At 72.3% G+C, this 24,943-nt stretch carries 29 protein-coding genes; 19 read left to right on the forward strand and 10 right to left on the reverse strand.

Features of this window, described 5'->3' with window-relative positions:
* Both VFL99_RS12115 and VFL99_RS12120 read right to left on the reverse strand, forming a co-directional pair.
* Positions 1 to 316, reverse strand: a 316-nt coding sequence (locus VFL99_RS12115) for an outer membrane protein assembly factor BamB family protein (protein WP_325106617.1), incomplete at its 3' end; no start/stop codon positions are given.
* Between the two features lie 688 nt (positions 317 to 1,004).
* Entirely contained in the window at positions 1,005 to 1,577 is a 573-nt protein-coding gene (locus VFL99_RS12120; RefSeq protein ID WP_325106618.1) for a YceI family protein, read from the reverse strand.
* Positions 1,578 to 1,737: 160 nt separating this feature from the next.
* Between VFL99_RS12120 and VFL99_RS12125 the strand changes: the two genes are divergently transcribed.
* From VFL99_RS12125 to VFL99_RS12160, 8 genes are all read left to right on the forward strand, one after another.
* Positions 1,738 to 2,244, forward strand: a complete 507-nt coding sequence (locus VFL99_RS12125) for a MarR family winged helix-turn-helix transcriptional regulator (protein ID WP_325106619.1) — start codon at positions 1,738 to 1,740, stop codon at positions 2,242 to 2,244.
* A 34-nt stretch (positions 2,245 to 2,278) separates the two neighbouring features.
* Entirely contained in the window at positions 2,279 to 3,631 is a 1,353-nt protein-coding gene (gene hemL / locus VFL99_RS12130) for a glutamate-1-semialdehyde 2,1-aminomutase (protein WP_325106620.1), read from the forward strand.
* On the forward strand, positions 3,628 to 4,338 hold the full coding sequence (locus tag VFL99_RS12135; RefSeq protein ID WP_325106621.1) for a histidine phosphatase family protein: 711 nt from the start codon (positions 3,628 to 3,630) through the stop codon (positions 4,336 to 4,338). The genes hemL and VFL99_RS12135 overlap by 4 nt, the downstream gene beginning before the upstream one ends.
* Before the next feature lie 71 nt (positions 4,339 to 4,409).
* Positions 4,410 to 4,991, forward strand: coding sequence for a TlpA family protein disulfide reductase (locus VFL99_RS12140; protein ID WP_325106622.1), 582 nt, complete (start codon positions 4,410 to 4,412; stop codon positions 4,989 to 4,991).
* A gap of 17 nt (positions 4,992 to 5,008) precedes the next feature.
* On the forward strand, positions 5,009 to 5,815 hold the full coding sequence (locus VFL99_RS12145; RefSeq protein ID WP_325106623.1) for a cytochrome c biogenesis CcdA family protein: 807 nt from the start codon (positions 5,009 to 5,011) through the stop codon (positions 5,813 to 5,815).
* A gap of 1 nt (position 5,816) precedes the next feature.
* On the forward strand, positions 5,817 to 7,514 hold the full coding sequence (resB, locus tag VFL99_RS12150) for a cytochrome c biogenesis protein ResB (protein WP_325106624.1): 1,698 nt from the start codon (positions 5,817 to 5,819) through the stop codon (positions 7,512 to 7,514).
* The gene (ccsB, locus tag VFL99_RS12155; protein WP_325106625.1) at positions 7,511 to 8,575 is read left to right on the forward strand and encodes a c-type cytochrome biogenesis protein CcsB; all 1,065 of its coding nucleotides are present in this window, start codon (positions 7,511 to 7,513) and stop codon (positions 8,573 to 8,575) included. The genes resB and ccsB overlap by 4 nt, the downstream gene beginning before the upstream one ends.
* A 3-nt stretch (positions 8,576 to 8,578) precedes the next feature.
* Positions 8,579 to 8,851 carry a DUF4229 domain-containing protein gene (locus VFL99_RS12160; protein ID WP_325106626.1) on the forward strand — a complete coding sequence of 91 codons (273 nt, stop codon included), beginning with the start codon at positions 8,579 to 8,581 and terminating at the stop codon, positions 8,849 to 8,851.
* Positions 8,852 to 9,118: 267 nt separating this feature from the next.
* Here VFL99_RS12160 and VFL99_RS12165 read toward each other — a convergent pair whose 3' ends face one another.
* Genes VFL99_RS12165 through VFL99_RS12180 form a run of 4 tightly spaced genes read right to left on the reverse strand, consistent with a single transcriptional unit; the run spans position 9,119 to position 12,231 of the window.
* Positions 9,119 to 10,000 carry a 1,4-dihydroxy-2-naphthoate polyprenyltransferase gene (locus VFL99_RS12165; RefSeq protein WP_325106627.1) on the reverse strand — a complete coding sequence of 294 codons (882 nt, stop codon included), beginning with the start codon at positions 9,998 to 10,000 and terminating at the stop codon, positions 9,119 to 9,121.
* A 40-nt stretch (positions 10,001 to 10,040) separates the two neighbouring features.
* Entirely contained in the window at positions 10,041 to 10,331 is a 291-nt protein-coding gene (locus VFL99_RS12170; protein WP_325106628.1) for a PLD nuclease N-terminal domain-containing protein, read from the reverse strand.
* A gap of 47 nt (positions 10,332 to 10,378) precedes the next feature.
* Positions 10,379 to 11,545: an o-succinylbenzoate--CoA ligase gene (menE, locus tag VFL99_RS12175; protein WP_325106629.1), complete on the reverse strand. Its 1,167-nt coding sequence runs from the start codon at positions 11,543 to 11,545 to the stop codon at positions 10,379 to 10,381.
* Positions 11,542 to 12,231 (reverse strand): GntR family transcriptional regulator, encoded by a 690-nt coding sequence (locus tag VFL99_RS12180; protein WP_325106630.1) that lies wholly within the window; start codon positions 12,229 to 12,231, stop codon positions 11,542 to 11,544. The genes menE and VFL99_RS12180 overlap by 4 nt, the downstream gene beginning before the upstream one ends.
* 137 nt (positions 12,232 to 12,368) lie before the next feature.
* On the opposite strand from VFL99_RS12180, the gene VFL99_RS12185 reads away from it, so the two are divergent.
* Genes VFL99_RS12185 through VFL99_RS12205 form a run of 5 tightly spaced genes read left to right on the forward strand, consistent with a single transcriptional unit; the run spans position 12,369 to position 16,643 of the window.
* Positions 12,369 to 13,595 (forward strand): NRAMP family divalent metal transporter, encoded by a 1,227-nt coding sequence (locus VFL99_RS12185; RefSeq protein WP_325106631.1) that lies wholly within the window; start codon positions 12,369 to 12,371, stop codon positions 13,593 to 13,595.
* Positions 13,596 to 13,604: 9 nt separating this feature from the next.
* Positions 13,605 to 14,390: a LamB/YcsF family protein gene (locus VFL99_RS12190; protein ID WP_325106632.1), complete on the forward strand. Its 786-nt coding sequence runs from the start codon at positions 13,605 to 13,607 to the stop codon at positions 14,388 to 14,390.
* Complete coding sequence (locus tag VFL99_RS12195; protein ID WP_325106633.1) at positions 14,387 to 14,998, forward strand: 5-oxoprolinase subunit B family protein; 612 nt, start codon at positions 14,387 to 14,389, stop codon at positions 14,996 to 14,998. Before VFL99_RS12190 ends, VFL99_RS12195 begins: the two co-directional genes overlap by 4 nt.
* Positions 14,995 to 15,855, forward strand: coding sequence for a 5-oxoprolinase subunit C family protein (locus VFL99_RS12200; protein WP_325106634.1), 861 nt, complete (start codon positions 14,995 to 14,997; stop codon positions 15,853 to 15,855). The genes VFL99_RS12195 and VFL99_RS12200 overlap by 4 nt, the downstream gene beginning before the upstream one ends.
* A complete protein-coding gene (locus VFL99_RS12205; protein WP_325106635.1) occupies positions 15,852 to 16,643 on the forward strand; it encodes a putative hydro-lyase in 792 nt (263 codons plus the stop codon). The genes VFL99_RS12200 and VFL99_RS12205 overlap by 4 nt, the downstream gene beginning before the upstream one ends.
* Before the next feature lie 10 nt (positions 16,644 to 16,653).
* Here VFL99_RS12205 and VFL99_RS12210 read toward each other — a convergent pair whose 3' ends face one another.
* Positions 16,654 to 17,613 (reverse strand): 1,4-dihydroxy-2-naphthoyl-CoA synthase, encoded by a 960-nt coding sequence (locus tag VFL99_RS12210; RefSeq protein ID WP_325106636.1) that lies wholly within the window; start codon positions 17,611 to 17,613, stop codon positions 16,654 to 16,656.
* Between the two features lie 18 nt (positions 17,614 to 17,631).
* On the opposite strand from VFL99_RS12210, the gene VFL99_RS12215 reads away from it, so the two are divergent.
* A complete protein-coding gene (locus VFL99_RS12215; RefSeq protein ID WP_325106637.1) occupies positions 17,632 to 18,684 on the forward strand; it encodes an o-succinylbenzoate synthase in 1,053 nt (350 codons plus the stop codon).
* A 27-nt stretch (positions 18,685 to 18,711) separates the two neighbouring features.
* Here VFL99_RS12215 and VFL99_RS12220 read toward each other — a convergent pair whose 3' ends face one another.
* Positions 18,712 to 19,446: a hypothetical protein gene (locus tag VFL99_RS12220; protein WP_325106638.1), complete on the reverse strand. Its 735-nt coding sequence runs from the start codon at positions 19,444 to 19,446 to the stop codon at positions 18,712 to 18,714.
* A gap of 79 nt (positions 19,447 to 19,525) precedes the next feature.
* A complete protein-coding gene (locus VFL99_RS12225) occupies positions 19,526 to 20,317 on the reverse strand; it encodes an inositol monophosphatase family protein (protein ID WP_325106639.1) in 792 nt (263 codons plus the stop codon).
* Between the two features lie 74 nt (positions 20,318 to 20,391).
* On the opposite strand from VFL99_RS12225, the gene VFL99_RS12230 reads away from it, so the two are divergent.
* The 4 genes from VFL99_RS12230 to VFL99_RS12245 all read left to right on the forward strand — a co-directional run bounded on the left by VFL99_RS12230 (position 20,392) and on the right by VFL99_RS12245 (position 23,062).
* A complete protein-coding gene (locus VFL99_RS12230) occupies positions 20,392 to 21,018 on the forward strand; it encodes an HAD family hydrolase (RefSeq protein WP_325106640.1) in 627 nt (208 codons plus the stop codon).
* A 134-nt stretch (positions 21,019 to 21,152) separates the two neighbouring features.
* Entirely contained in the window at positions 21,153 to 21,554 is a 402-nt protein-coding gene (locus VFL99_RS12235) for a cold-shock protein (RefSeq protein WP_325106641.1), read from the forward strand.
* 5 nt (positions 21,555 to 21,559) lie between these two features.
* Positions 21,560 to 22,300 (forward strand): DUF3027 domain-containing protein, encoded by a 741-nt coding sequence (locus VFL99_RS12240; RefSeq protein ID WP_325106642.1) that lies wholly within the window; start codon positions 21,560 to 21,562, stop codon positions 22,298 to 22,300.
* 99 nt (positions 22,301 to 22,399) lie between these two features.
* Positions 22,400 to 23,062 (forward strand): MgtC/SapB family protein, encoded by a 663-nt coding sequence (locus VFL99_RS12245; RefSeq protein WP_325106643.1) that lies wholly within the window; start codon positions 22,400 to 22,402, stop codon positions 23,060 to 23,062.
* 58 nt (positions 23,063 to 23,120) lie between these two features.
* Here the strand turns inward: VFL99_RS12245 and VFL99_RS12250 are convergent, their stop codons facing one another.
* Positions 23,121 to 23,375: a DUF2530 domain-containing protein gene (locus tag VFL99_RS12250; RefSeq protein WP_325106644.1), complete on the reverse strand. Its 255-nt coding sequence runs from the start codon at positions 23,373 to 23,375 to the stop codon at positions 23,121 to 23,123.
* An 81-nt stretch (positions 23,376 to 23,456) separates the two neighbouring features.
* Here VFL99_RS12250 and VFL99_RS12255 point away from each other — a divergent pair, with 81 nt between their 5' ends.
* Positions 23,457 to 24,935: an NCS2 family permease gene (locus VFL99_RS12255; protein ID WP_325106645.1), complete on the forward strand. Its 1,479-nt coding sequence runs from the start codon at positions 23,457 to 23,459 to the stop codon at positions 24,933 to 24,935.
* The last annotated feature ends 8 nt before the right edge of the window (positions 24,936 to 24,943 follow it).

Genomic DNA, 24,943 nt, shown 5'->3' on the forward strand with positions numbered 1-24,943 from the left:
TGAAGAAGACCGCCACCTGCGAGCGGTGGAGCACCCTCCCGGTGCGCGGGGCGACGACCACGAGGCGGGCACGGTCGTCCCACTTGTTGCTCGGGCGCAGGTAGACCACCTTGTCACCGACCTGGTGGACGCTCAGCGGGATGCCCGGCAGCAACTGAGACGCCGAGGCCTCGTGCGCCCACAGCTGTGTGCCGGTCCGCGGATCCAGGGCGGTGATCCGCAGTGACTGCCCGCGATGGGTGTAGAGGACAGCGACCCCGTCGACGTTCGTGACCCCGGAGACGGGGTCGAGCTTCGTGCTGTGCCACAGCGCCACAGGTGTGGGCCGGGCGGAAGGTGTGGTTGCCGTGGCCGAGCTCGCGCCCGGGGCCGACGTGCGGGCCGCCGAGGCCGACGAGGAATCGGCTCGCGCCGTGGGGCCGCTGCCGCCGGCGGCACAGCCGGTCGTCAGGAGGAGGGCCAGGAGGAGGGCTGGTAGAGCGGGCGTCAGCGTTCGTTTGCGCACGGTTGCGGACGCTAGCGCGTGAATGTGGCGCTTTCGGCGTTGTCCACAGGGCCGCTGCCGCACGCGTGGCCTCGCGCCGGGCCCTGCCGCGTCGCGCCGGGCCCTGCCGCGTCGCGCGGAACCCTGTCGGACCGGGCCGGAATCTGTCGGCGGGCCGCCGTTGCAACTCGGGCTCGGTACAGGAAGCCGGATCCGGGTTGCGATCTCTGCTGCCGGGCCCCCATTGCAACTCGGGCTCGGTGCAGGAAGCCGGATCCGGGTGGCGGTCTGTGCTGCCGGGCCCCCGTTGCAACCGGGGCCCGGTGCGGGAAGACGGGCGACGGCGGCCTCCCGTGCCCGGCGGCCTCCCGTGCCCGCCGGCCCAGCCGCAGACACAGCAGCGGGGACGACACCGCTCGCTGCTGAACGGTGTCGTCCCCGACTGATCCAGTGTGGCCGACCAGTGACCGGCCGGTAGTGCTCCGGCCGACCAGGGCGGCCGCGGGAGCCGGATCGGCGATCAGGCCTGGGCTGCGTCCTCGCCCGCGCCGGCGGTGGCCGGCACGGCCTGCACGAGCTGGATGTCGAGCGAGATCTTGATCTTCTCGCTGACGAGCATGCTGCCGCCGTCGACGGCGACGTTCCAGGTCAGGTTCCAGTCACGGCGGTTGATCTCCGTGGTCGCCTCGAAGGCCGCGCGGGTGCCGCCCCACGGGTCCGGGGTCACGCCACCGAAGTCGAGGTCGAAGACGACCGGCTTGGTGACGCCCTTGATGGTCAGGTCGCCCTCAAGGGCGTCCGCGGTGACCTTGGTGGAGACGAAGGTCATCTCCGGGTTGTTCTCGACGTCGAAGAAGTCGGCCGAGCGGAGGTGCGCGTCGCGGTCGGCGCTGCGGGTGTCCACGGATCCGAGCTGCACGGTGGCGCGCACGCTGGAGCTCTCGAACGGCTCGGCGATCTCGACCTCGGCGGAGAACTCCTGGAAGCTGCCCCGGACCTTGGTCACCATGAGGTGGCGGGCGACGAAGCCGACCTCACTGTGGGAGGGGTCGACGGTCCAGGTGCCGGGAGTCAGGTTCTGCAGCGTGGTCATGTGGTGCTCCTTGTGTCGTGTCGGGGGAGTGCCGGGGGCGGATCTGACCGGCATCACGTGGTCCAACGGTTGAACATTCAACCACATTCCCGACCCCGTAGACTTTTCTCATGGTCGTGCAGAACGTGAGGATGCTCACGCTCAGCCGAGGGGGGATGCGTTGACCGACCACCGCACCGAGCCGCGCTGGCTCGACGCCGAGGAGCAGCACGCCTGGCGCAACTACCTGCGCACCGAGCGGCTCCTCGAGACGGCGCTCGACCGGGACCTGCAGAAGCACGGCGTGCAGCTGTCGGAGTACGAGGTCCTGTCCATGCTCTCCGAGTCGCCCGAGCGGCACATGCGCATGTCCACCCTGGCCGACCTCGTGGTGCAGTCCCGCAGTCGGCTCACCCACACCGCCGCCCGGCTGGAGCGCCGGGGCTGGGTGGACCGCCGTCCCGCACCGGTCGACCGCCGCGGCGTCGAGCTCTACCTCACCGCCGACGGCCTCACGGCGCTGCAGGAGATGGCGAAGGTGCACGTCGAGAGCGTGCGGTGCAACCTCACCGATCACCTCACGCGCGAGGAGTTCCTCGCGCTCGGGCGCGCGATGCACGCGATCGGCGCCGGGATCCGCTCCGCGCCGGGAGGAGAGGACCGCGACAAGGGCGCCGACGCCTGCTGAGTCGCTGAGTTGCGGAGTTGAGACAATCGCCGGTATGACGTCCGCCCAGCCCTCCGCTCCGCAGTCGGCCCCCCTGCCCGCCTCCGACGCGCTCTTCGAGCGCGCCACCAAGGTCATCCCCGGAGGCGTGAACAGCCCCGTCCGCGCGTTCGGTTCGGTCGGCGGCACTCCGCCGTTCATGGCGAGCGCCGAGGGCGCCTGGCTGCGCGACGTCGACGGCAACGACTACGTCGACCTCATCTGCTCGTGGGGCCCGATGATCCTGGGTCACACCCACCCGGACGTCCTCGCCGCCGTGCACCAGACCGCCAGCAAGGGCTTCTCGTTCGGCACGCCCAGCGAGCACGAGGTGGCCCTCGTCGAGGAGATCGTCGCCCGGGTCGAACCGGTCGAGCAGGCGCGGCTGGTCAACAGCGGCACCGAGGCGACGATGAGCGCGATCCGTCTGGCGCGCGGCTACACCGGCCGCTCCAAGGTGCTGAAGTTCGCCGGCTGCTACCACGGCCACGTCGACGCTCTGCTCGCCTCGGCCGGCAGCGGCGTCGCGACCTTCGCGCTGCCCGACTCCGCCGGCGTGCCCGCCTCCAGCGCGGGCGAGACCATCGTCGTGCCCTACAACGACCTGGCCGCCGTCGAGGCGGCGTTCGCCGAGCACGGCGACGAGATCGCCGCGGTCATCACCGAGGCCAGCCCCGGCAACATGGGCGTCGTCCCGCCGCGACCGGGCTTCACCGCCGGCCTGCGCCGGATCACCACGGCGCAAGGAGCACTGCTCATCTCCGACGAGGTGATGACCGGGTTCCGGTGCAGCCCCGCCGGCTGGTACGGCCTCGAGGGTCCGTATGCCGAGGGCGCGCCCGACCTGTTCACCTTCGGCAAGGTCATGGGTGGCGGCTTTCCGACGGCCGCCTTCGGCGGCCGGGCCGAGGTCATGCAGCGCCTGGCGCCGAGCGGCCCGGTCTACCAGGCCGGCACGCTGTCGGGGAACCCGGTCGCCACCGCCGCCGGCCTCGCCACGCTGCGCGGCTGCACCCCGGCCGTCTACGAGCGGCTCGACGTCGCCAGCAAGGCCATCGCGCAGGCGACGACCGACGAACTGTCGCGGGCCGGCATACCGCACCGGATCCAGTGGGCGGGCAGCATGTTCAGCGTCTTCTTCCGCGAGGGCGAGGTGCGCAACTACGACGACGCCAAGGACCAGGACACGGCTGCGTTCACCGCGTTCTTCCACGGCATGCTGCGCGGTGGCGTGCACCTGCCGCCGAGCGCGTTCGAGACGTGGTTCGTCAGCGCGGCGCACGACGACGCCGCCGTCAACCGGGTGCTCGAGGCGCTCCCGGCGGCGGCCAAGGCGGTCACAGACTCGTTTGCGACAATCCGGCCATGACCGGGAACGAGGATGCTGCGACGCCCCCCGGACACGCCGGCCGGGCCGGATCCGGTGACGTTGCGGCAGACCAGCGCACCGTGGTGCACCTGTTGCGCCACGGTGAGGTGGACAACCCCTCGGGAGTGCTCTACGGGCGACTGCCGGGCTACCACCTGTCCCCGCTGGGCCGGGAGATGGCGCAGATGGTCGGCACCTACCTCGCGGACAACGACGTGGCCGTCGTCGTCTCCTCACCGCTCGAGCGGGCCCAGGAGACCGCAGCGCCGATCGCCGAGCCGCACGGGCTCGCCGTGCGCCTCGACGACCGGGTCATCGAGGGCGGCAACTACTTCGAGGGCCTGACCTTCGGCGTCGGCGACGGGTCGCTGCGCCAGCCGCGGCACTGGCCCCGGCTGACCAACCCGTTCCGGCCTTCCTGGGGAGAGCCCTACGTCGAGATCGCCGAGCGGATGCTGAGCGCGATCGCCGACGCGCGGACGGCCGCACGCGGTCACGAGGCGGTGATCGTCACCCACCAGCTGCCCGTGTGGGTCGCCCGTTGCCGGCTCGAGGGCCGCCGCCTGTGGCACGACCCGCGCCGCCGCCAGTGCTCGCTGGCCTCGCTGACCTCCCTGATCTACGTCGGCGACGAGCTCAGCTCGATCAGCTACACCGAGCCCGCCGCGCCCCTGTTGCCGCGCGCCCACGCGGGGGCAGGAGCATGACTCACCCCACGACGTCCTCCGCTCCACTTCGACGCGTCGCGCGCGTCCCGGGCACGAGAGTCGTCCGCGGTATGGCGGCCGCGGCCGTGGCGCTCTCCCTCACCCTGGGTGCCGCGGCCTGTTCGCAGGACTCCAACTCCATTGCTGCCCAAGCGAACTCAGGTGACCGCAAGGGCTACATCTCCGGAGACGGAACGATCGAGCGGGTTGCCGTGGCCGACCGCAAGCAGCCGCTGCAGCTGTCCGGGACCACGCTGCGCGGTCAGCACTGGAAGCTGTCCGACGAGCGCGGCAAGGTCGTCGTGGTCAACGTCTGGGGCTCCTGGTGCGGCCCGTGCGTCCGTGAGGCCCCCGACCTGCAGAAGGCGTGGACCCAGCTGCACAAGTCCGGCAAACCGGTGCAGTTCATGGGCATCGACTACCGCGAGAGCGCCGAGACCGGCTTGGCGTTCGTGCAGTCCAACCACATCACCTACCCCTCGCTCGCCGACGACGGCGGGCAGGCGCTGCTGGCCCTGCGCGGCAAGGCAGCGAGCACCCCGACCACCCTCGTGCTGGACAAGCAGGGCCGCATCGCCGCCCGGGTCTCCGGACCGGTCGACACCGCGACGCTCACCGGCCTCGTCCAGGACGTGCTCGGCGCCCGCGCCTAGCCCAGCAGCACCACAGCATGGCCCAGCTCGGACACCTCGCCCCGACCCTCGCGCCCGTCGCCGGTCAGCTCAGCACGGACGCCGGCAGCACCGTCACCTCCGGCGCCCTGCCGGTGGCGGTCATCGTGGCCCTCGCCGCCGGCGTGGTGTCCTTCGCGTCACCGTGCGTGCTGCCGCTGGTCCCGGGCTTCCTCGGCTACGTGACCGGCCTGTCCGGGGTGAGCCTCGACCAACGGCGCCGCGGCCGACTGGTGTTGGGGGCGCTGCTGTTCATCCTCGGCTTCAGCCTCGTCTTCATCGCGATCTTCCTCACCGCCTCGGCCGTGGGGACGCTGCTGCTGGCCCACCAGGGGCTGCTCATGCGGATCGGCGGCGCGGTCGTCATCCTCTTCGGCCTGGTCTTCCTGGGGCTCGGCGACCGGTTCGGCTGGCAGCCCCGCTGGCGGCCGACGGCCGGGCTCGCGGGCGCCCCGCTGCTCGGCGTCGTCTTCGGGCTGGGCATGTCGCCGTGCATCAGCCCGGTGCTCGGCTCGATCGTCACGATGTCCACCACGGTCTCCGGTGACGGCAACCTGGTCCGCCGAGGGCTGGTGCTCGCGATCGCCTACAGCATCGGGATGGGGCTGCCCTTCCTGCTGATCGCGGCGGGCTGGACCTGGGCCGGCACGGCAAGCCGTTGGCTGCGCGACCACCACCGAGTCATCCGGCTGATCGGGGGAGTGCTGCTCGTGGTGCTGGGCGTCCTCATGGTCACCGGGCTGTGGCAGACGGTGACGACGACCATCCAGTCCAATCTGGTCCAACGATTCACGACGGTGATCTGAGATGAGCCCCACGTCCACCGACCGGACCCGGGAGGACCTGCGCGACGGCATGGACACCCGCCCCGACGAGCGGGAGGTCACCCTCCCCAAGCTCGGGCCGGTGGGCATGCTGCGCTGGGCCTGGCGCCAGCTCACCAGCATGCGCACCGCGCTGTTCCTCCTGCTGCTGCTCGCCATCGGCGCCGTCCCCGGTTCCATCTGGCCGCAACGGGACATCAACGCCGCCCGGGTCACCAGCTACCTGGACCAGCACCAGACGATCGGCCCCTGGCTGGACCGGCTCGGCTTCTTCAACGTCTTCGCCTCGCCGTGGTTCGCCGCGATCTACCTGCTGCTGCTGATCTCGCTCGTCGGGTGCATCGTGCCGCGCTCGCGGCTGCACCTGCGCGCCATGCGGGCGCAGCCCCCGCGCGCGCCCCGGCACCTCGAGCGGCTGCCCGCGCACGGGCAGGTCACCGTCGACGGCTCGCCGGAGGAGGTCGCTGCGGCAGCGCGGGCGGTGCTGAAGGGCAAGCGGTTCCGCCTCCGGCGCCAGGAGGATCCCGAGCCCACACCACGGCGCGGCGGTGGCGGGCTCACCGTGTCGGCGGAGAGCGGCTTCCTGCGGGAGACCGGCAACCTCGTCTTCCACATCGCCCTCGTCGTGGTGATCGTCGCCGTGGCGTTCGGCCACCTGCTCGGTTGGCGCGGCGACGTGATCGTCCCCGAGGGGCAGACCTTCTCCAACACCGCCTCCTCCTACGACACGCTGGCCCCGGGACCGTGGGTCAACACCTCCGACCTCATTCCGTTCTCGGTGCGCATCGACAAGCTGGACGTGAGCTTCGAGGACCAGGCAGGCGGGGCGCAGTTCGGAGAGCCACGCAACTTCACGGCATACACCCAGACGAGTGAGCACCCCGGCGCACCGGTGCGCCGGCAGGTGCTCGACGTCAACGGCCCGCTGCGGCTGGGGGACGCCTCGGTGTTCCTGCTCGGCAACGGCTACGCGCCCGTGATCACCGTCAAGGACCAGCACGGCACGGTGCTCTACAGCCAGGCCACGCCGTTCCTGCCCGAGGACAACAACTACAAGTCGGTCGGCGCCGTCAAGGTGCCCGCGGCGCGTCCCCAGCAGCTCGGACTGTTCGGCTTCTTCCTGCCGACGGGGCGGATCGACAAGCAGCTCGGGCCGACCTCGGACTTCCCGGGACTGGAGCAGCCGCGGCTGGCGCTCGGTGCCTACAAGGGCACCCTCTTCCCCGGCGGGCAGCCCCAGTCGGTCTACACCCTCGACACCCGCAAGATGACCCAGATCAAGGGGGCCAAGGGCGACCCGCTGCGGCTGTGGCTCGCCCCCGGGCAGAGCACGAAGCTGCCGAACGGTCTCACCGTCACCTTCGACGGGGTCAAGCGCTGGGCCGGGCTGTCGATCCGGCACCAGCCCGGCAAGCAGCTGGCCCTCGTCGGGGCGCTGGCCGCGCTGGCCGGGCTCATCGCCTCGCTGCTCATCCGGCGCCGGCGCCTCTTCGTCCGCGTCAGCGAGGTCGAGGAGGACGCCGGGGGCGGGACCGGCGGGGAGAGCCGCCGACGTACGCTGGTCACCGTCGGCGGGCTCGCCAAGGGTGACGACCCACGACTCGAGGGCGCCGTGCAGGACGTCCTCACTGCCATCGAACGAAGGACAGACATGTCAGGCAAGACGGAGCCCACGGCATGACGAACGAGACCCTCGCCCTCTACTCCAACTACAGCATCTACTCGGCGATCGTCGTGCTGACGCTCGCGATGCTGGCCTTCGCGGTCGACCTCGCCGGCACCACCACACGGCGCAAGCAGGCGACAGCCCCCGTCGAGGAGAAGGTCCTCGTGGCCGCTGGCGCCGGTGGCCCCGGCGAGCCGACCGGCCCGGACACCGCCGAACGGTCGGCCGTTGGCGCGACGGGTGGCCCCGGGGCCGGCGCGTCCGGCGCCGCGGCTCCGGTGAAGCGCCAGTGGGCCGGCATGGGGATGTCGCTGACCTGGCTCGCGCTGCTGCTGATGATGGCGTGCGTCGCGCTGCGCGGGCTGTCGGTGGACCGGCCGCCGCTGGGCAACATGTACGAGTTCGCCAACGTGGGCGCCACCTTCGTACTGCTCGCGTTCTGCCTCTACAGCCTCCGGAGCGACGCGCGCTGGCTGGGCCTGTTCGTCACCGCGCCGGCGCTGCTCACCCTTGGCCTGTCGGTCGCGGTTTTCTACACGCAGGCGAGCCAGCTGCTGCCGTCGCTGCGCAGCTTCTGGCTGGTGATCCACGTGACCGTGGCCACCCTCTCGGTCGCGCTCTTCACGATCGCGTTCAGCGTCACGATCCTCTACCTGGTGCAGGCGTGGCTGGAGAAGCTCGCTACGGGCAGCGGCGACGTCGCAGGAGCCGTGAGAGGGAACACCCTGTCCGGCCTGAAGGCGAGCGTGCACGAGCTGCTGCCGTCCTCGCGCCAGCTGGACCGCACGGCATACGGCCTGCACATCGTGGCCTTCCCGCTGTGGACGTTCACCCTCATCGCCGGGGCCATCTGGGCCGAGCAGGCGTGGGGGACCTACTGGGGCTGGGACCCCAAGGAGGTCTGGACGTTCGTCATCTGGATCGTCTACGCCGCCTACCTGCACGCCCGCGCGACCAGCGGCTGGAACGAGCGCAAGGCCGCCTACATCGCGCTTGCCGGCTTCGCGTGCATCCTGATCAACTACATGGTGGTCAACGTGTACTTCGTCGGCATGCACTCGTACTCGGGGATGTGACCCGTGGTCCGCTACAGCCTGCTGCGGCTGCTGATCTTCTTCGCGTTCCTGCTGCTGCTGTGGTTCATCCCGTGGATGCGGCACAACCCGATCCCGCTCGTCATTGCCGCCGGCGCGCTGTCGATGGTCACGTCCTACTTCGCGCTCGCCCAGCAGCGCAACCAGATCGCGGGCCGGCTCGCCGAGCGGGTCGAGGCGCGGCAGTTTGCCCGTGAGGAGCGTGACCGGCTCGCCCGCACCGACGAGGATGACGAGGACGACGAGGACGAGGGCTGACTGAGCCCGTCCGTCGCTCGCGCTGCGGCCGCCCGCGGGCGTGAGGGGTGTGCGTCGTCCCCGGGATCGGGGTTGCTGTTCGCGCGCGGGCGTGAGGGGTGTGCGTCGTGCCCGGGATCGGGGTTGCTGTTCGCGGGCGGGCGTGAGCGGTGTGCATCATCCCCGAGATCGGGGCTGCGGTCCGCCCGCCGGCGCGAACGGTGTGCGTCATCCCCGAGATCGGGGCTGTGGTGCGGGCGCCGGCGTGAGGAATGTCGGCCGGCCCCCTCAGAACCGGCTGGCCAGGTAGAGCCCGAGGCCGAGCAGGAACCCGTACGCCAGCTGGAACCGGCCGGTCGAGGCGAGCACCGGCACGAGCCGCATCCCGGTGGCGCCGCCCTGCACCTCGCGCAGCGGGATCCACGCGAGCGGCAAGGCGAGCAGGCCGAGCACGGCCGTCCAGTGCACCGCTGCGCAGCCCCCCACGGCGAGCAGCGTGACCCCGAGCAGGGCGACGTAGAGCTGGCGGGTGCGGGCATCGCCGAGGCGCACGGCAAGGGTTCGCTTGCCGGCCGCGGCGTCGCCGTCGATGTCGCGCAGGTTGTTCGCCACGAGGATCGCGCAGGACCCCGCGCCGACGCCGATCGCGCCGGCGACGCTGGCGAGGTCCAGGGCGTGCGACTGGGTCCACGTCGTGGCCAGCGTGGCGACCAGGCCGAAGAAGACGAAGACGAAGACCTCACCCCAGCCGGAGTAGCCGTAGGGCTTGTTCCCGCCCGTGTAGTGCCACGCCGCCCAGATCGCGGCCGCACCCACCAGGAGCAGGAACCAGGACTCGCTGAGCCCGACCAGCGCCAGGCCGCACAGCGCCGCGAACCCGAAGCAGGCGAAGGCGGCGAGCTTGACGTTCGCCGCGGTGGCCAGCTTGCCGCCGACCAGGCGTGCCGGGCCCACCCGGTCCGCGTCCGTGCCGCGGATCCCGTCGGAGTAGTCGTTGGCGTAGTTCACGCCCACCTGCAGGCTCACCGCGACGAGCAGGGCGAGCACGCCGTAGCCGAGGTTGGCCGTGCCGATGGCGTAGGACGAGCCGGTGCCGACGATGACGGGCGCGATGGCGGCCGGGAGCGTGCGCGGGCGAGCGCCCTCGACCCACTGGTGGAAGGTGGCCATGAAGGGGAGTCTCAGTCTGCTTTCAGTGCGAAGGAGGGGGTCAGAGGCGGCGCAGGAAGTCGGGGTCGTCGTCCGGTCCCCTGGGCGCCTGGCCCCGGGTTCCGGGAGCCTGGCCGCCGCCGGTCCCGGGCGGCCCGGTCCGGTTGATCGGGGCGTTGGGCCGGCCGGCGATGAGCCAGGCGATCGGCCCCACCGGCGGGAAGAGCAGGATGACGAGCATCCACAGGATCTTGGGAAGGTGCTGCTGCTCGGCGTCGTCGGTCTGGATGCAGTCGACGAGCGTGTAGACGGTCAGTGCCAGGAGCACCAGCGGCACGAGGACGCGCACCATGGTCCACTCCCTTCCTGCCCGGACGGCCGACCGAACCGGGACGGTTCTCAGACCCCATCTTGCCAAACACTGCGCGCCCGGATGGCCTGCCGGTCCGGCTTGCCCGGCCCGCGTCGCGGAATCGCGGCCCACCTCGCCACCCGTCGGGGCAGGGCATGGTCGGGCAGTATGCCGCGCAGGGCCGCCCGCACGTCGCTCACCGTGACGTCCCGGCCGTCGGTGCAGACCACGGCGGCGCTCACCGCCTGGCCCCACTCCGGGTCCGGCGTGCCGACGACGACCGCCTCGAGGACCTGGGGAAGGTGCCGGGTGAGGGCGTCCTCCACGAGCCGGGGCGGCACCTTGAGTCCGCCGGTGTTGATGACGTCGTCGATCCGCCCCTCGACCCGCAGCTGTCCGGCCGCCTCGAGGTGGCCGAGGTCGTCGGTGCGGAACCACCTCGTCCCGCCGTCGGTGGCGAACGACGCGGCGGTCAGCGCGGGCTCGCCGAGGTAGCCGTGCGCGACCATCGGCCCTCCGAGGCTGACCCGCCCGGTCTCGTCGAACCGGACCCTGGCCCCGGACAGTGGCGTGCCGTCGTAGAAGCAGCCGCCCGCGGTCTCGCTCATCCCGTAGGTGGTCAGCACCCGAACGCCCGCGTCGGCTGCCCGCTCGAGGAGCACCGCCGGGGTGGCGGCACCGCCGGCCAGCACACCGTCATACCGCAGGAGCGCCCGGCGACCGACCTCGTCGGCGAGCAGGCGGGCCAACTGGGTGGGCACCACGGCGGTGTAGTGCCGGCCCGCGGGCACCAGCCGGTCGGTCGCGGCGGCGAAGCTCGCCGCGCTGAAGTGCGCCGTGCGGTCCAGGACGACCGGGTCCCGGCCGGCCAGGACGCTGCGGATGAGCACCTGCAGGCCGGCGATGTGGTGGGCGGGCATCGCGAGCAGCCACTGGCCGGATCCGCCGAGCCGTTCGTGCGTCGCGGCCGCCGAGACGCGCAGCGCGGCAGCGGTCAGGAGGGCGCGCTTGGGGCGGCCGGTGGAGCCGGAGGTGCCCACGGCGAGCGCCAGGCCCTCGGGCAGCTCGGCGTCGGCGGGCAGGTCCGGTGGCGGCTCGTCCGCCGCATGCGGTGCCAGGGCCGGTCCCGTCCCGTCCAGAGCGGCCCGGATCGCGGGGACCACTGCCGCGTCCAGCCCCGCGGGGACGGCGAGGGGGACGAGGCGGTCGGTCACGTGCGCACCGGGGTCATGGCGTCCAGGAGCTGCTTCTCCGCCACGTCGAAGTAGTGGCTCAGGGTCTCCTCGGCCGCGGCGACCCGTCCCTCGGCGAGGAGGTCGGAGAGCTCGCGGTTGCGCTGCAGGTAGGGCTCGTGGAAGGCCCACGGGTCGGCCATGACGTGGAACACCAGCCGCAGCTCGGCCAGCACCTGCCGCATGGTGTCCTCGAACCGGGGGCTCCGGCTGAGGCCGGCGAGCGCCTGGTGGAAGTGCATGTTGGCGGTCCCGACGGCATACCAGTCGCCGGCGGCCGCGGCGCGCTCTCCCTCCTCGACGGACTCCCGCACCGCCGCCAGCTCGGCGGGGGTGGCGTCGACGGCCGCGCGCACGGCGGCCGACTCCAGCAGGCGCCGGAAGCGGTAGAGGTCGCGCACGTCGTCCGCGCTCAGCGTCCGGACGAACACCCCGCGGTTGAACTCGTGCACCAGCAGGCGTTCGTGGGTGAGCAGGCGGAAGGCCTCGCGCAGGGTGTTGCGGGACACCCGCAGCGCGGCGCCGATGTCCTCCTCGGACAGGCGGGTGCCGGGCAGCAGCCGACCCTCGGTGATGTGCTCGCGCAGGATCTCGGCGACGCGTTCCGCGGTGCTCGAGCGGCCGACGTCAGCGCGCCGGGTGGCGAGACCGTCCAGCCAGTCCTCCATGGGTAACCCCCTGCTCCCGAGGTGTCGCGGCGACAGCACCGCTCGCTACAGAATATCCCACGAGGGTATTGCGGGATTGTTCAACAATCCTCTAGGTTGTGGCGATCGGACGGCACCTCACCGGTCAGGAGAACCCCATGAGCGAAAACGCCGTAGCCACCCGCACGACCCGCACCCGCAGCGGGCGCGGGGCCCTGCTCGGGGCCATGTTCCTCATGGCGACGAGCGCCATCGGGCCCGGCTTCATCACCCAGACCACCGTCTTCACCGCCCAGCTGGGGGCGGCCTTCGCGTTCGCCATCCTCATCTCGGTGCTGGTGGACATCGCGGTGCAGCTGAACGTGTGGCGCGTGATCGGCGTCTCCGGGCTGCGTGCCCAGGACCTGGCCAACCGGGTCGTGCCGGGCGGCGGCTACGTGCTCGCGGCGCTGGTGGTCTTCGGCGGCCTGGTCTTCAACATCGGCAACATCGGCGGCACCGCACTCGGCGCCAGTGCCATGGTGAGCGCCCCCGACAAGATCGGCGGGGCGGTGTCCGCGCTCATCGCCATCGGCATCTTCCTGAGCAAACGCGCGGGACTGGCGATGGACCGCATCGTCGTCGTCCTCGGGGCGGTGATGATCGCGATGGTCACCGTCGTGGCGATCAAGTCCGGCCCGCCGGTCGGGGACGCGTTGCACCAGACGGTCATGCCAAGCCAGATCAGTTTCCTGATCATCACGACCCTCATCGGCGGGACGGTCGGGGGCTACATCACGTATGCCGGCGCGCACCGGATGGTCGACTCCGGCCTGACGGGGCACCAGCACCTGCGCTCGATCACCCGCGGCTCGGTCACCGGCGTCATCGTCACCGGGGTCATGCGGGCGCTGCTCTTCCTCGCCGTCCTCGGCGTGGTCGCCGGCGGTGCCGCGCTCGCGAAGTCGAACCCGTCCGCGTCCGCCTTCCAGCACGCGCTCGGAGCAGTCGGACTGCACCTGTTCGGGGTGATCCTGTGGGCCGCGAGCATCACCTCGGTGATCGGCGCCTCCTACACCTCGGTGTCCTTCCTGGCCACCTTCTCCGACTGGCTGTCGCGGAACCGCAACTGGGTGGTCGTGGCGTTCATCGTCTTCTCGACGGCGGTCTTCCTCGTCGTCGGGCAGACCCCGGTCACGCTCCTCGTGCTCGCCGGCGCGCTGAACGGGCTGATCCTGCCGATCGGTCTCGGTGTGCTGATGTGGGTCGCCGCGCGGCGCGCATCGGACCTGCTGGGCGGATACCGCTACCCCGTCTGGCTGCTCGTGCTCGGCGTCGCGGCCTGGGCGCTGACCGTTTACCTTGCCTGGGAGTCGCTCGGGGGCATCGCGGCCCTCTGGAAGTGAGGTGTGGACATGCAGATCGACCTCAACGCCGACCTCGGCGAGAGCTTCGGGCACTGGACCCTCGGTGACGACGTGGCGCTGCTCGAGGTGGTGACCAGCGCCAACGTCGCCTGCGGCTTCCACGCCGGCGATCCCGGAGTGCTCCGCCGCGCCTGCGCCGACGCGGCCGAGCGCGGCGTCGCCATCGGCGCGCAGGTGGGCTACCGCGACTTGGTCGGCTTCGGCCGCCGGTTCATCGACGAGCCACCGGAGGACCTCATCGACGACGTGCTCTACCAGCTCGGCGCCCTCGAGGCCTTCGCCCGGGTGGCCGGCACGCGGGTGCAGTACGTCAAGCCGCACGGCGCGCTCTACAACGCGATCGTGCACCACGAGGAGCAGGCGGCCGCGGTGGTTGAGGCGGTCCGGCAGTATGACGTGCGCCTGCCGGTTCTCGGGTTGCCCGGCTCCGCGTTCCTGCGCCGGGCCCGCGAGGCGGGGCTCACCGCCGTGCCCGAGGCGTTCGCCGACCGGGCCTACCAGCCGGACGGCACGCTGGCCTCGCGCCGCGAGGCCGGGTCGGTGCTGCACGACGCCGCCGAGATCGCCCGGCGGTGCGTGCGGATGGTGACACAGCAGGCGGTCGAGGCGACTGACGGCAGCACCGTGCAGGTGGCCGCCCGGTCCCTGTGCCTGCACGGCGACACCCCGGGTGCCGTCGAGTCGGCCCGCTCGGTCCGCGCGGCCCTCGAGGCGGCCGGCGTGCAGGTGGCCGCCTTCAGCGGGGCCCCCGCCGAGGGCGTGGCGGGGACGTGAGGATCAACCGGTGCGGCTCGGCGGCGCTGCTGGTGGACCTCGACGACCTCGAGGAGGTCCTCGGCCTGTATGCCGCGCTGGACCAGCAGCGTCCGGAAGGGCTGGTCGACCTGGTTCCCGCCGCCCGCACCCTGCTGGTCCGGGTCGACCCGCGGTGCGCGGACCTGGCCGGTGTGGAGGCGCGCATCCGCGCAGTGCCGGTGCACGCCGGTGAGCGGCCCGACACCGGGCGCGTCGAGGTGGGGGTGCGCTACGACGGCGAGGACCTGGCCGAGGTCGGCGAGCTCACCGGGCTCGGCGAGAGGGGCGTGGTCGAGGCGCACACCGGCCAGGAGTGGACCGTGGCGTTCTGCGGGTTCTCACCCGGCTTCGGCTACCTCGTCGGCGAGGACGACCGGTTGCACGTGCCGCGGCGCAGCGACCCGCGCACCCGGGTGCCCGCCGGGGCCGTCGCCCTCGCCGGCGAGTTCACCGGGGTCTACCCCAGGGAGTCGCCCGGCGGCTGGCAGCTGATCGGCCACGCCGTGGAGCCGGTGTGGGACCTGGCCCGCACGCCGCCGGCGCTGCTGCGCGCCGGGGTGCGGGTGCGTTTCCGGGAGGCGTCGTGAGAGCGCTCGAGGTGCTCGAGGCCGGCCCGCTGTCGACCGTGCAGGACCTGGGCCGGCCCGGTCAGGCCGCGCTCGGCGTGGGCGACTCCGGCGCCATGGACCGCGGTGCGCTGCTGCTCGGCAACCGCCTGCTCGGCAACCCACCGGGGGCGGCTGCCGTCGAGGCCACCTTCGGCGGGCTCGCCGTCCGCGCTGCGGCCCCGCTCGTCGTCGTGCTCACCGGCGCGCCCTGCCCGGCGACGGTCGCCGGCACCCCGGTGGGGGCGAACGCGCCGGTGACGCTCCCAGCGGGTGCCGAGCTACGGCTGGGCACCCCAGCCGCCGGCGTCCGGACATACCTGTGTGTGCGGGGCGGCGTCGAGGTGGAGCCGGTGCTGGGATCCCGGTCCACGGACCTGCTCTCCGGGCTCGGCCCCGAGGTGCTGCGGCCGGGGACCACGCTCCCGGTCGGCGTGCCCACCGATCCTCAGCCGGGTCTGGACCAGGCGCCCGTGCCCGCACCGGAGTCCGGCGAGGTCACGCTGCGGATCATCCCCGGTCCGCGACAGGACTGGTTCGTGCCGGACGCCCTGGCGACGCTCACCGGCGCGCCCTACGCCGCGACGTCGGACAGCAACCGCGTGGGCATGCGCCTCGACGGGCCGGAGCTCAAGCGGTGCCGGGGCGAGGAGCTGCCGAGCGAGGGCATGGTGCGCGGGGCGATCCAGGTGCCGCCGTCGGGACAGCCCACCGTCTTCCTCGCCGACCACCCCGTCACCGGCGGCTACCCCGTCATCGCCGTGGTGGCGGCCACCGACCTCGACCGTGCCGCGCAGGTGCGGCCCGGCCAGACCGTTCACTTCCGGGAGGCACGATGATCGTCGACGCAGGTGTCACACGGCTCACGCCCAGCGAGGCGCGGGCCCGGTTCCGGGGAGGGCTGCGGACGCCGACCGCCGGCTGGTGCTCCGGCTGGACCCAAGCCAACCTCATCGCGGTGCCCCGCGAGCAGGCCTACGACGTCCTGCTCTTCGCCCAGCGCAACCCGGTGCCGTGCCCGGTCCTCGACGTCACGGAGCCGGGTGAGGTCAGCTGCGAGATCTTCGACGGCGACCTGCGCACGGACCTGCCCGCCTACCGCATCTACCGGGACGGTGAGCTGGTCGAGGAGACCACCGACGTCACGACTGCGTGGCGTGACGACCTCGTGGCGTTCCTCATCGGGTGCAGCTTCACCTTCGAGGCGGCCCTGCTCGACGCCGGTGTCCCGGTGCGTCACCTCGAGGCGGGCAGCAATGTGCCGATGTACCGCACCGACCGGTCCTGCCGCGACGCCGGCAGCATCGGCGGGCCGCTGGTCGTGTCGATGCGCCCGGTCCCCGCAGCGCTGGTGGCGACGGCCGTCCGGGTCACGTCGCGCTACCCCGCCGTGCACGGCGCGCCGGTGCACGTCGGCGACCCTTCGGCGCTCGGGATCGCGGACCTGTCCGCGCCGGACTTCGGCGACCCGGTGGAGATCCAGGCCGGCGAGGTGCCGGTCTTCTGGGGCTGCGGCGTGACGCCGCAGGCGGCGGTGATAGCCTCCCGGCCGCCGTTCGCGATCGCGCACGCGCCCGGCTGCATGGCGATCACCGACGCCCGCGACAGCCAGTTCGTGATCCCCTGAGCCACTCGCCTCAGAAGTACCAGGGGAACGGGCTCCAGTCCGGCTCGCGACGCTGGAGGAAGGAGTCCCGCCCCTCGACCGCCTCGTCGGTCATGTACGCGAGCCGGGTGGCCTCGCCGGCGAACACCTGCTGGCCCATGAGCCCGTCGTCGGTGAGGTTGAACGCGAACTTCAGCATCCGCTGCGCGGTGGGGCTCTTGCCGTTGACCTCGGCCGCCATCCGCAACGCCTCGGCCTCGAGCGAAGCGTGGTCGGCGACGAGGTTGACCGCACCCATCCGGTGCATCTCCTCGGCGTCGTAGGTCCGCCCGAGGAAGAAGATCTCCCGCGCCCGCTTCTGCCCGACCATCTTGGCCAGGTAGGCCGAGCCGTACCCCGCGTCGAAGGACCCCACGTCGGCGTCGGTCTGCTTGAACCGCGCGTGCTCCCGGCTGGCGATCGTCAGGTCGCACACCACGTGCAGCGAGTGCCCGCCGCCGGCGGCCCACCCGCCGACGACCGCGACGACCACCTTGGGCATGGTCCGGATCAGCCGCTGCACCTCCAGGATGTGCAGCCGTCCGCCCTCGGCCTTGACCCGCGCGGTGTCGACCGAGTCGGCGCCCTCCCCACTGGCGTACTGGTAGCCGCTCCGCCCCCGGATGCGCTGGTCCCCGCCGGAGCAGAACGCCCACCCGCCGTCCTTCGGGCTCGGCCCGTTACCGGTCAGCAGCACGCAGCCCACGTCGGGTGTCATCCGCGCGTGGTCGAGCGCCCGGTAGAGCTCGTCGACCGTGTGGGGCCGGAACGCGTTGCGCACCTCCGGCCGGTCGAACGCCACCCGTACCGTCCCGCGCTCACGCCCGGGCAGCACGCACCGGTGGTAGGTGATGTCGGTGAACTCGAACCCGGGCACCTCCTCCCAGGCGTCCGGGTCGAAGGTCTCCGAGACGTTTCTGACGGGACCGGCAGCGTCGGCGGGAGTGCTCACGTCCGCGAGGATAGGCGTATGCCGTCCGCCCCCCACCCCAGCCCGTGTCCCGCTGGCGAGCTGGCTCCGCTGGATGAGCTGCTGGCCGGTCTGCGGGTGGTCCAGATCCCGATGCGGGTGCGCTTCCGTGGGATCGACACCCGCGAGGTGGCGCTGGTCCGCGGCCCGGTCGGCTGGGGTGAGTTCGGCCCCTTCCTCGAGTACGGCCCCGCCGAGTCGTCCCGCTGGCTGGCCGCCGCGGTGGAGGCCGCCTGGCACGGCTGGCCCGAGCCCGTCCGTGGCTCGGTCCCGGTCAACGCCACCGTGCCCGCCGTCCCCGCGTCCGCCGTCCCCGACCTGCTCTCCCGGTATGCCGGGTGCACCAGTGTCAAGGTCAAGGTCGCCGAGCGTGGGCTCACGGGGGATGGCGGCGCCGACGTCCCGGGGCTGGCCGACGACCTGTCGCGGGTGGCGGCCGTGCGGGAGGTCCTCGGCCGCGGTGCGCGGATCCGGGTCGACGCCAATGGCGGCTGGTCGGTGGACCAGGCGGTCGAGGCCCTCGGCAAGCTGGCGGCCTACGAGCTGGAGTACGCCGAGCAGCCCTGCGCCAGTGTGGAGGAGCTGGCCGAGCTGCGGCAGGCCTTGGCACGGGCCGGCACCGACGTGCCCGTGGCCGCCGACGAGTCGATCCGCAAGGCCGCCGACCCGCTGCGCGTGGTGCAGCTCGAGGCCGCCGACCTCATCGTGGTGAAGGTGGCCCCGCTCGGCGGGGTGCGCGCCGCGCTGCGGGTGGTCGAGGAGTGCGGGCTGCCGGCGGTGGTGTCGAGCGCGATCGACACGTCGGTGGGGCTGCGCGCCGGCGTGGCGCTCGCCGCGGCCCTGCCCGACCTGCCGCACGCGTGCGGCCTGGGCACCCTGCACCTCATGGCCGGCGACGTCACCGCAGCCTCGCTGCTCCCCGAGCGGGGGGCCGTCCCGGTGCGGGACGTCATACCGGAGGAGGACCTGGTGCGGCGCTGGGAGGCGCCGCCGGACCGCCAGGAGTGGTGGCGCCAGCGGGTCCGGGCCGCGGCCGAGGCGCTGTCCGGCTGACCCATCCGCCGCGGCCTAGAGAATCGCCTACAGGATCTTGGCGGCCTGCATCGTGGCACCGGGGTGCTGCGCCGCGGTCACCAGCGGCTTGACGACCGCGCCGGGGTGCTTGGCGGCGGTGGCGCCGGCCTTCATGCCGGCCGTCATCCCCGCCTTCGCCGTGACGCCGGGGTGCTTGAGCGCCTGGGAGACCGCGGCCCCGGCGGCTCCCGTGCCGAGCAGGTTCAGCCGGTGGCCGAGGAGCCCGGCCACGGCGCGCTGCTGCTCGCCCTGCTGGGAGCCGAGGACGACGATCGCGCCGAGCAGCGCCGGGGTCAGCCACTGGTAGATCTTGAGGTGGCGCTGGGCACGCGCCAGCTCCGGCGAGGTGGTGGGTCCCGGCTCGGTGACGCCCGGCGCGCCCTCGTGGCTCATCCGCCCGATCTTCTTGGCGAGCTGCCCACGGTAGATGCTCAGCCCGGCGGCGACCGCGCTCAGGCTGGCCTTGGCGACGGTGTTCCAGCGTGCCTCCTGCTGCACCGCGAGCCGGCTCTTGTTGCCGAGGACCAGCCCGAGCCCGGAGGCGGCGTTGAGGGTGATCGCCGCGGCAGCCACGGGCGTCCAGCGACCCCAGCCCACCGAGGACAGCCGTAGCCGCTCCGTCGGATCCTTGGCCTGGGCCACCGCGCCGTTCAACCCCACCGCCCCCATGAGGTCGCCACCGAGCCAGGTGGCCAGGCTCAGGTCGTGGATGCTGCGCAGGATCGTGTTCCGCTCGGACATCTGCTCATCCCTTCGGGTCGACAGCGAAAGATCGACAGCAGGCACCTCGCTTACCCGGGCCGGCCGGGTCGAAAACGGCTCACAGCTCGGTGAAGGAGCGCCCCATCTGTCGCAGTGCCGTCGCGAAGGCGGCGGAGCTGCCGGCCGCGAGCAGCCCGTGCTGCCGGGTGCGCGGGTCGTAGTCCGAGCCGTCCGCTCGGCCCACCCGCCCCCCGCTCTCGGTGGCGATGAGCGAGCCGGGCGCGTGGTCCCACGGCTTCGCCCGGCGGTAGACGAGGAAGTCCACCAGCCCCGACGCGAGCCGGCCGTAGTCGATCCCGCAGCACAGGTGCGTCGGGCCCAGCGGCTCCAGCTGCCCGATCTGCGCGCCCCACAGCTTGCGGTATGACGTCGCGCCACGCAGCTGCCCGGGCTCACCTGCCGGCAGCGGCCGGCTGATCCGGACCCCGTTGCACTCGGCCCCGGCGCCGCGCTCGGCGACGTAGGCCTGCTCGTGCTGCGGCTGCCAGATCCAGCCGCGGACCACCTGTCCGCTGCGCAGCTCGGCAACCATCACGGCGTGGTCGGGGGAGCCGGCCACGAAGTTCTTCGTGCCGTCCACCGGGTCGACGGTCCACGCGTGGTCGGCGCCGTCGAGCGCGTCGAGGATGGAGGGGTCCTGGTCGACCGCCTCCTCACCCACCACCAGGGCGTCCGGGTCGTCGGCGAGCAGGGCCTTGGTGAGCAGCTCCTCGGACTCCCGGTCGGCGACGGTGACGAGGTCGCCCGGGTGCTTCTCCTCGACCTGGTCCTTGGACAGGGCCTGGAAGCGAGGGTTGATCACGGCCTCGGCGGTGTCCTTGAGCAGTTGCAGCACGGCGTCGGTGTCCACGGGGTCCAACCTGCCAGATCACGATCCGGTTGACGCGCGCGGACACCCGGCCTGCTGACGGCTACCGTGAAGATGTGCGGTTCACCATCGGCTTCGACCTCGACATGACGCTCGTCGACTCCCGCGAGGGCATCGTGGCGACCATGCGCGCAGCGCTGCGCGACCAGGGCGTCACGGTCGACGACCACCAGCTGTGGCCGCACATCGGCGAGCCCTTGGAGCAGACGCTGGGCCGCTACATCAGCGGGGAGGGCCTCGACCGGGCCTGCGCCGACTACCGCCGCGAGTACCTCCGCAGCGCGGTCCCGGTCACCACGCTGCTGCCCGGTGCCCGGGAGTCGCTGGAGGCCATCCACGACCTCGGCGGGCACGTCATCGTCGTCAGCGCGAAGGTCACCGAGGCGGTGCAGGCGGTGCTCGACCAGGTCGGGCTGGTGGCGGAGGACGTCCAGGGCGGCCTGTTCGCCGACGGCAAGGCCACCGTCCTGCGCAGGCACTGTGCCGCCGTCTACGTCGGCGACCACGTCGGGGACGTGCAGGCCGCACGGGCCGCGGACGCCACGGCCGTCGCCGTGCTCACCGGGCCCAACGACAAGGCGACGCTGGAGCGGGCGGGTGCGGACGTCATCCTCGACGGCCTGCGGGAGTTCCCCGGCTGGCTGCGGGAGTGGCACGCGACCGGGAGTTACGTGGCCGTGTGACCGGTTAGGCTGGGGGGACGGGCGCCATGCACCGCACGATGCGCTCTCCCCTGAACGACCGTTGAGACCGACTGGCGAGGAGCCCCGCAGCCCGCGGGGGTCCTCCACACGCATGGACGAGCAAGAGGTGGGCTGTGCCGACAGGCAAGGTCAGGTTCTACGACGCCGAGCGCAAGTTCGGCTTCATCACGGACGACGACGGCGGTGACGTGTACCTGCCGGCCAAGGCGCTGCCCGAGGGCGTGGAGTCCGTGCGCAGCGGCACGCGGGTCGAGTTCGGGATCATCGAGGGGCGGCGCGGTGCGCAGGCGCTCTCGGTGCACCTGCTGGACCCGGTGCCGTCCGTGGCCCGCGGGGTCGCCGCCAAGAACCGCAAGCCGGCCGACGAGATGGCGGTCGTCGTCGAGGACGTGATCAAGCTGCTCGACGACGCCTCCAACCAGCTGCGGCGGGGTCGCTACCCCGACCGCAAGCGCTCCGGTGCGCTCGCCAAGAGCCTGCGGGCCGTCGCGGACCAGTTCGAGGCAGGTGCCTGACGCCGATGCCGACCAGCAAGGACGACGCCACCCTGTTCGCCGCCGTCGAGCTCGCCCGCGAGGCCGCCGAGGGCATCGCCGAGCCGGGGACCGTCGGGGAGCACCTCGGCGCCGAGATGAACGCCGAACGGCTCGCCACGCACTACTTCGCCTGCACCGCCACCGCCTACCCGGGCTGGCGCTGGGCCATCACGCTCGCCCGCGCGCCGCGGGCGCGCAAGGCCACCGTCTGCGAGACCAACCTCGTGCCCGGCGAGGGTGCCCTCGTCGCCCCCGAGTGGGTGCCGTATGCCGAGCGCCTGGCTCCCGGTGACATCGGCGCCGGCGACGTCACCCCCTTCGTGGAGGACGACCCGCGCCTGGAGCCCGGGTTCGAGGCCACCGGCGACGAGGACGTCGACCAGATGGCGCAGTGGGAGCTCGGGCTGGGCCGGCCCCGCGTGCTGTCCGCCGAAGGGCGCGAGGACGCCGCCCAGCGCTGGTACGACGGTGACAACGGCCCCCAGGCCCCGGTCGCCCAGCAGGCGCCCGCCCCCTGCGCGACGTGCGGCTTCTTCGTCCCGATGGCAGGTGCACTGCGCTCTTTTTTCGGCGTGTGCGCCAACGCGTGGTCTCCCTCCGACGGTCGCGTCGTGAGCCTTGACCACGGCTGCGGCGCACACAGCGAGGTGGACATCGAGAAGCCCGAGCCCACACCGGCCGAGCAGCCGGTCCTCGATGAGTTGGCGGTCGACGTCCTGGTCTAGGTGAGCCGTCCGCGACGTCGTGGAGAGGAGTGAGGCACCCTGGCTCTGCTCGCCGCGTTCGGGGAGCCCCTGGGGGAGGGGTGGGTCCAGGTCGCCGAGTTGGCCCTGGCGCTGGTGCTGTCCGCAGCGATCGGCCTCGAGCGAGAGCTGCGTGGCAAGAGCGCCGGGCTGCGCACCCACGCGCTGATCGGGTTCGCCTCCGCCCTCTTCGTCCTCGTCTCGAAGTACGGCTTCACCGACGTGCTCGGGCCGCAGGTGCGCCTGGACCCCTCGCGCGTGGCCGCCGGCATCGTGTCCGGCATCGGGTTCATCGGCGGCGGCCTGATCTTCGTGCGGCGCGACGCGGTGCGTGGCCTGACCACGGCGGCGTCGGTGTGGCTGACCACGGCGGTGGGCATGGCCGCAGGTGCCGGGCTGCCGGTGCTCGCGGCCGTCACCACTGCCGGCTTCTTCGGGGTCGTCTTCGGGCTGCGGCCACTCGCGCGGCACCTGCCGGGCGCCGCACACCGGCAGCGCGAGCTGACCATCACCTACGAGGAGGGCCGCGGCCTGCTGCGCCGGATCCTCGAGATCTGCACCGAGCAGGGCTGGATCGTCGCCGAGCTGTCCACCCGCCGCCCCACCGACTCCGAACACGCCGACTCGCTGGTCAGCGTGCAGATTCGCCTCGACGGCGGCCACGAACCGGAGCGGCTGGTCGAGCAGCTCGGCGCCGTCGAGGGTGTGGTCGTGGTGCGGTCGGCCGACCCCGAGGACGAGTAGCGCCGAACGCCCTTGCGCCAGCAGGGATCAGCGCCGGACGCCGAGGAGCGTTGCGCCGTCAGGCGTCCCGTGCGTTGCCGCGTCCGCGACGGATGTAGACCCAGCCGAAGACCCCGATGCCCAGACCCGCCACACAGCACCACGGCCACCACGAGCGGGCACCGGCGTGCAGGGAGGGCAGCGCCAGGCTGACGACGAGCGCCACCAGCCACACCGCCATACCGGCCTCCACGATCCGGAGGCTGTTGACCTTCAACGGTGCCAGCTCGGTCCGGCCTTCTCCCCGATCCGCCCCACCCGGCTGCTCGTTCACGGGCCCAGCCTAGCGAGCCGGGGACGGCTGCCCACCGGACGGATTCCCGGAAACGGGCGATCTCGGCATACCCTAGAGGTCATGCCCTCCACCGCTCTTCGCGAGCGCACCCCTGTGTCCCAAGGGGGCCTCGACCGGTTCTTCAAGATCACGCAGCGCGGCTCCACCGTAGCCCGTGAGGTCCGAGGCGGGTTGGTGACGTTCGCCACCATGGCCTACATCGTCGTCCTCAACCCGATCCTCATCGGCAACAACCCGGACAGTACCGGCGCCTTCCTCGGCGGCAGCCAGGACGGCAACGCCGCCAAGATCGCCGCGGCGACCGCGCTGGTCGCCGGGATCATGACGATCCTCATGGGCGTCGTCGCGAACTACCCGCTGGCGCTCGCGACCGGGTTGGGACTCAACGTCTTCGTGGCCACCGGCATCGCCACCCTTCCGCACATGACGTGGGCCGACGCCATGGGGCTGATCGTGCTGGAGGGCCTGATCATCCTCGTGCTGGTCCTGACCGGCTTCCGCACCGCGGTCTTCCGGGCGATCCCGGCCCAGCTGAAGACCGCCATCAGCGTCGGGATCGGCTTGTTCATCACCCTCGTCGGGCTCGTCGACGCCGGGGTCATCACCAAGCCGGCGGTCGGTCCCGTGCCGGTCCAGCTCGGTCTGGACGGCTCGCTCGACGGGTGGCCGATCCTGCTGTTCGTCATCGTGTTCGTCGGCATCGTCGCGATGCACTCCCGCAAGATCAACGGCTCCCTGCTCTACGGGATCGTCGGCGGCACGGTCCTCGGCATCATCTTCCAGTCGCTGTTCCACATCGGCGCGCTGTCGAAGGACAACCCGCACGGCTGGCAGCTCAACGTGCCGACCGTCCCGCACCAGTGGCTGGCCACCCCCGACTTCTCGCTGCTGGGCCACTTCTCGTTGCTCGGCTCGTTCACGCGGATCGGCGTCATCGCCACCGTCCTGCTCGTCTTCACCCTGCTGCTCGCCGACTTCTTCGACACCATGGGCACGATGGTGGCGATCGGCGGTGAGGCCGGGCTGCTCGACAAGGACGGCAACCCGCCGAGCACGCAGCGCATCCTCGTCGTCGACTCGCTCGCCGCTGCCGCAGGCGGTGCCGCCGGGGTGAGCAGCAACACCTCCTACATCGAGTCCGCCTCGGGCGTCGGTGCCGGCGCCCGCACCGGACTGGCCTCGGTCGTGACCGGGGTGCTCTTCCTGCTCGCGACCTTCCTCGCGCCGCTGGTCAAGGTCGTGCCCCACGAGGCCGCCACCCCGGCGCTGGTGTTCGTCGGGTTCCTGATGATGCAGCAGGTCAAGGGCATCAGCTGGGACGACATCGAGATCGCCATCCCGGCGTTCCTCACGGTCGTCTTCATGCCGCTGACCTACTCGATCACGGCCGGCATCGGCGCCGGCTTCGTGGTCTACACCATCATCAAGCTGGTGCGCGGCAAGGCTGCTCAGGTGCACCCGCTGATGTGGGTCGTGTCGGCGCTGTTCGTGGTCTACTTCGCGATCGACCCGATCAAGTCGCTCTTCGGCGTGAGCTGACCCGCTGC

It is taken from the genome of Segeticoccus sp. (genome assembly GCF_035708005.1).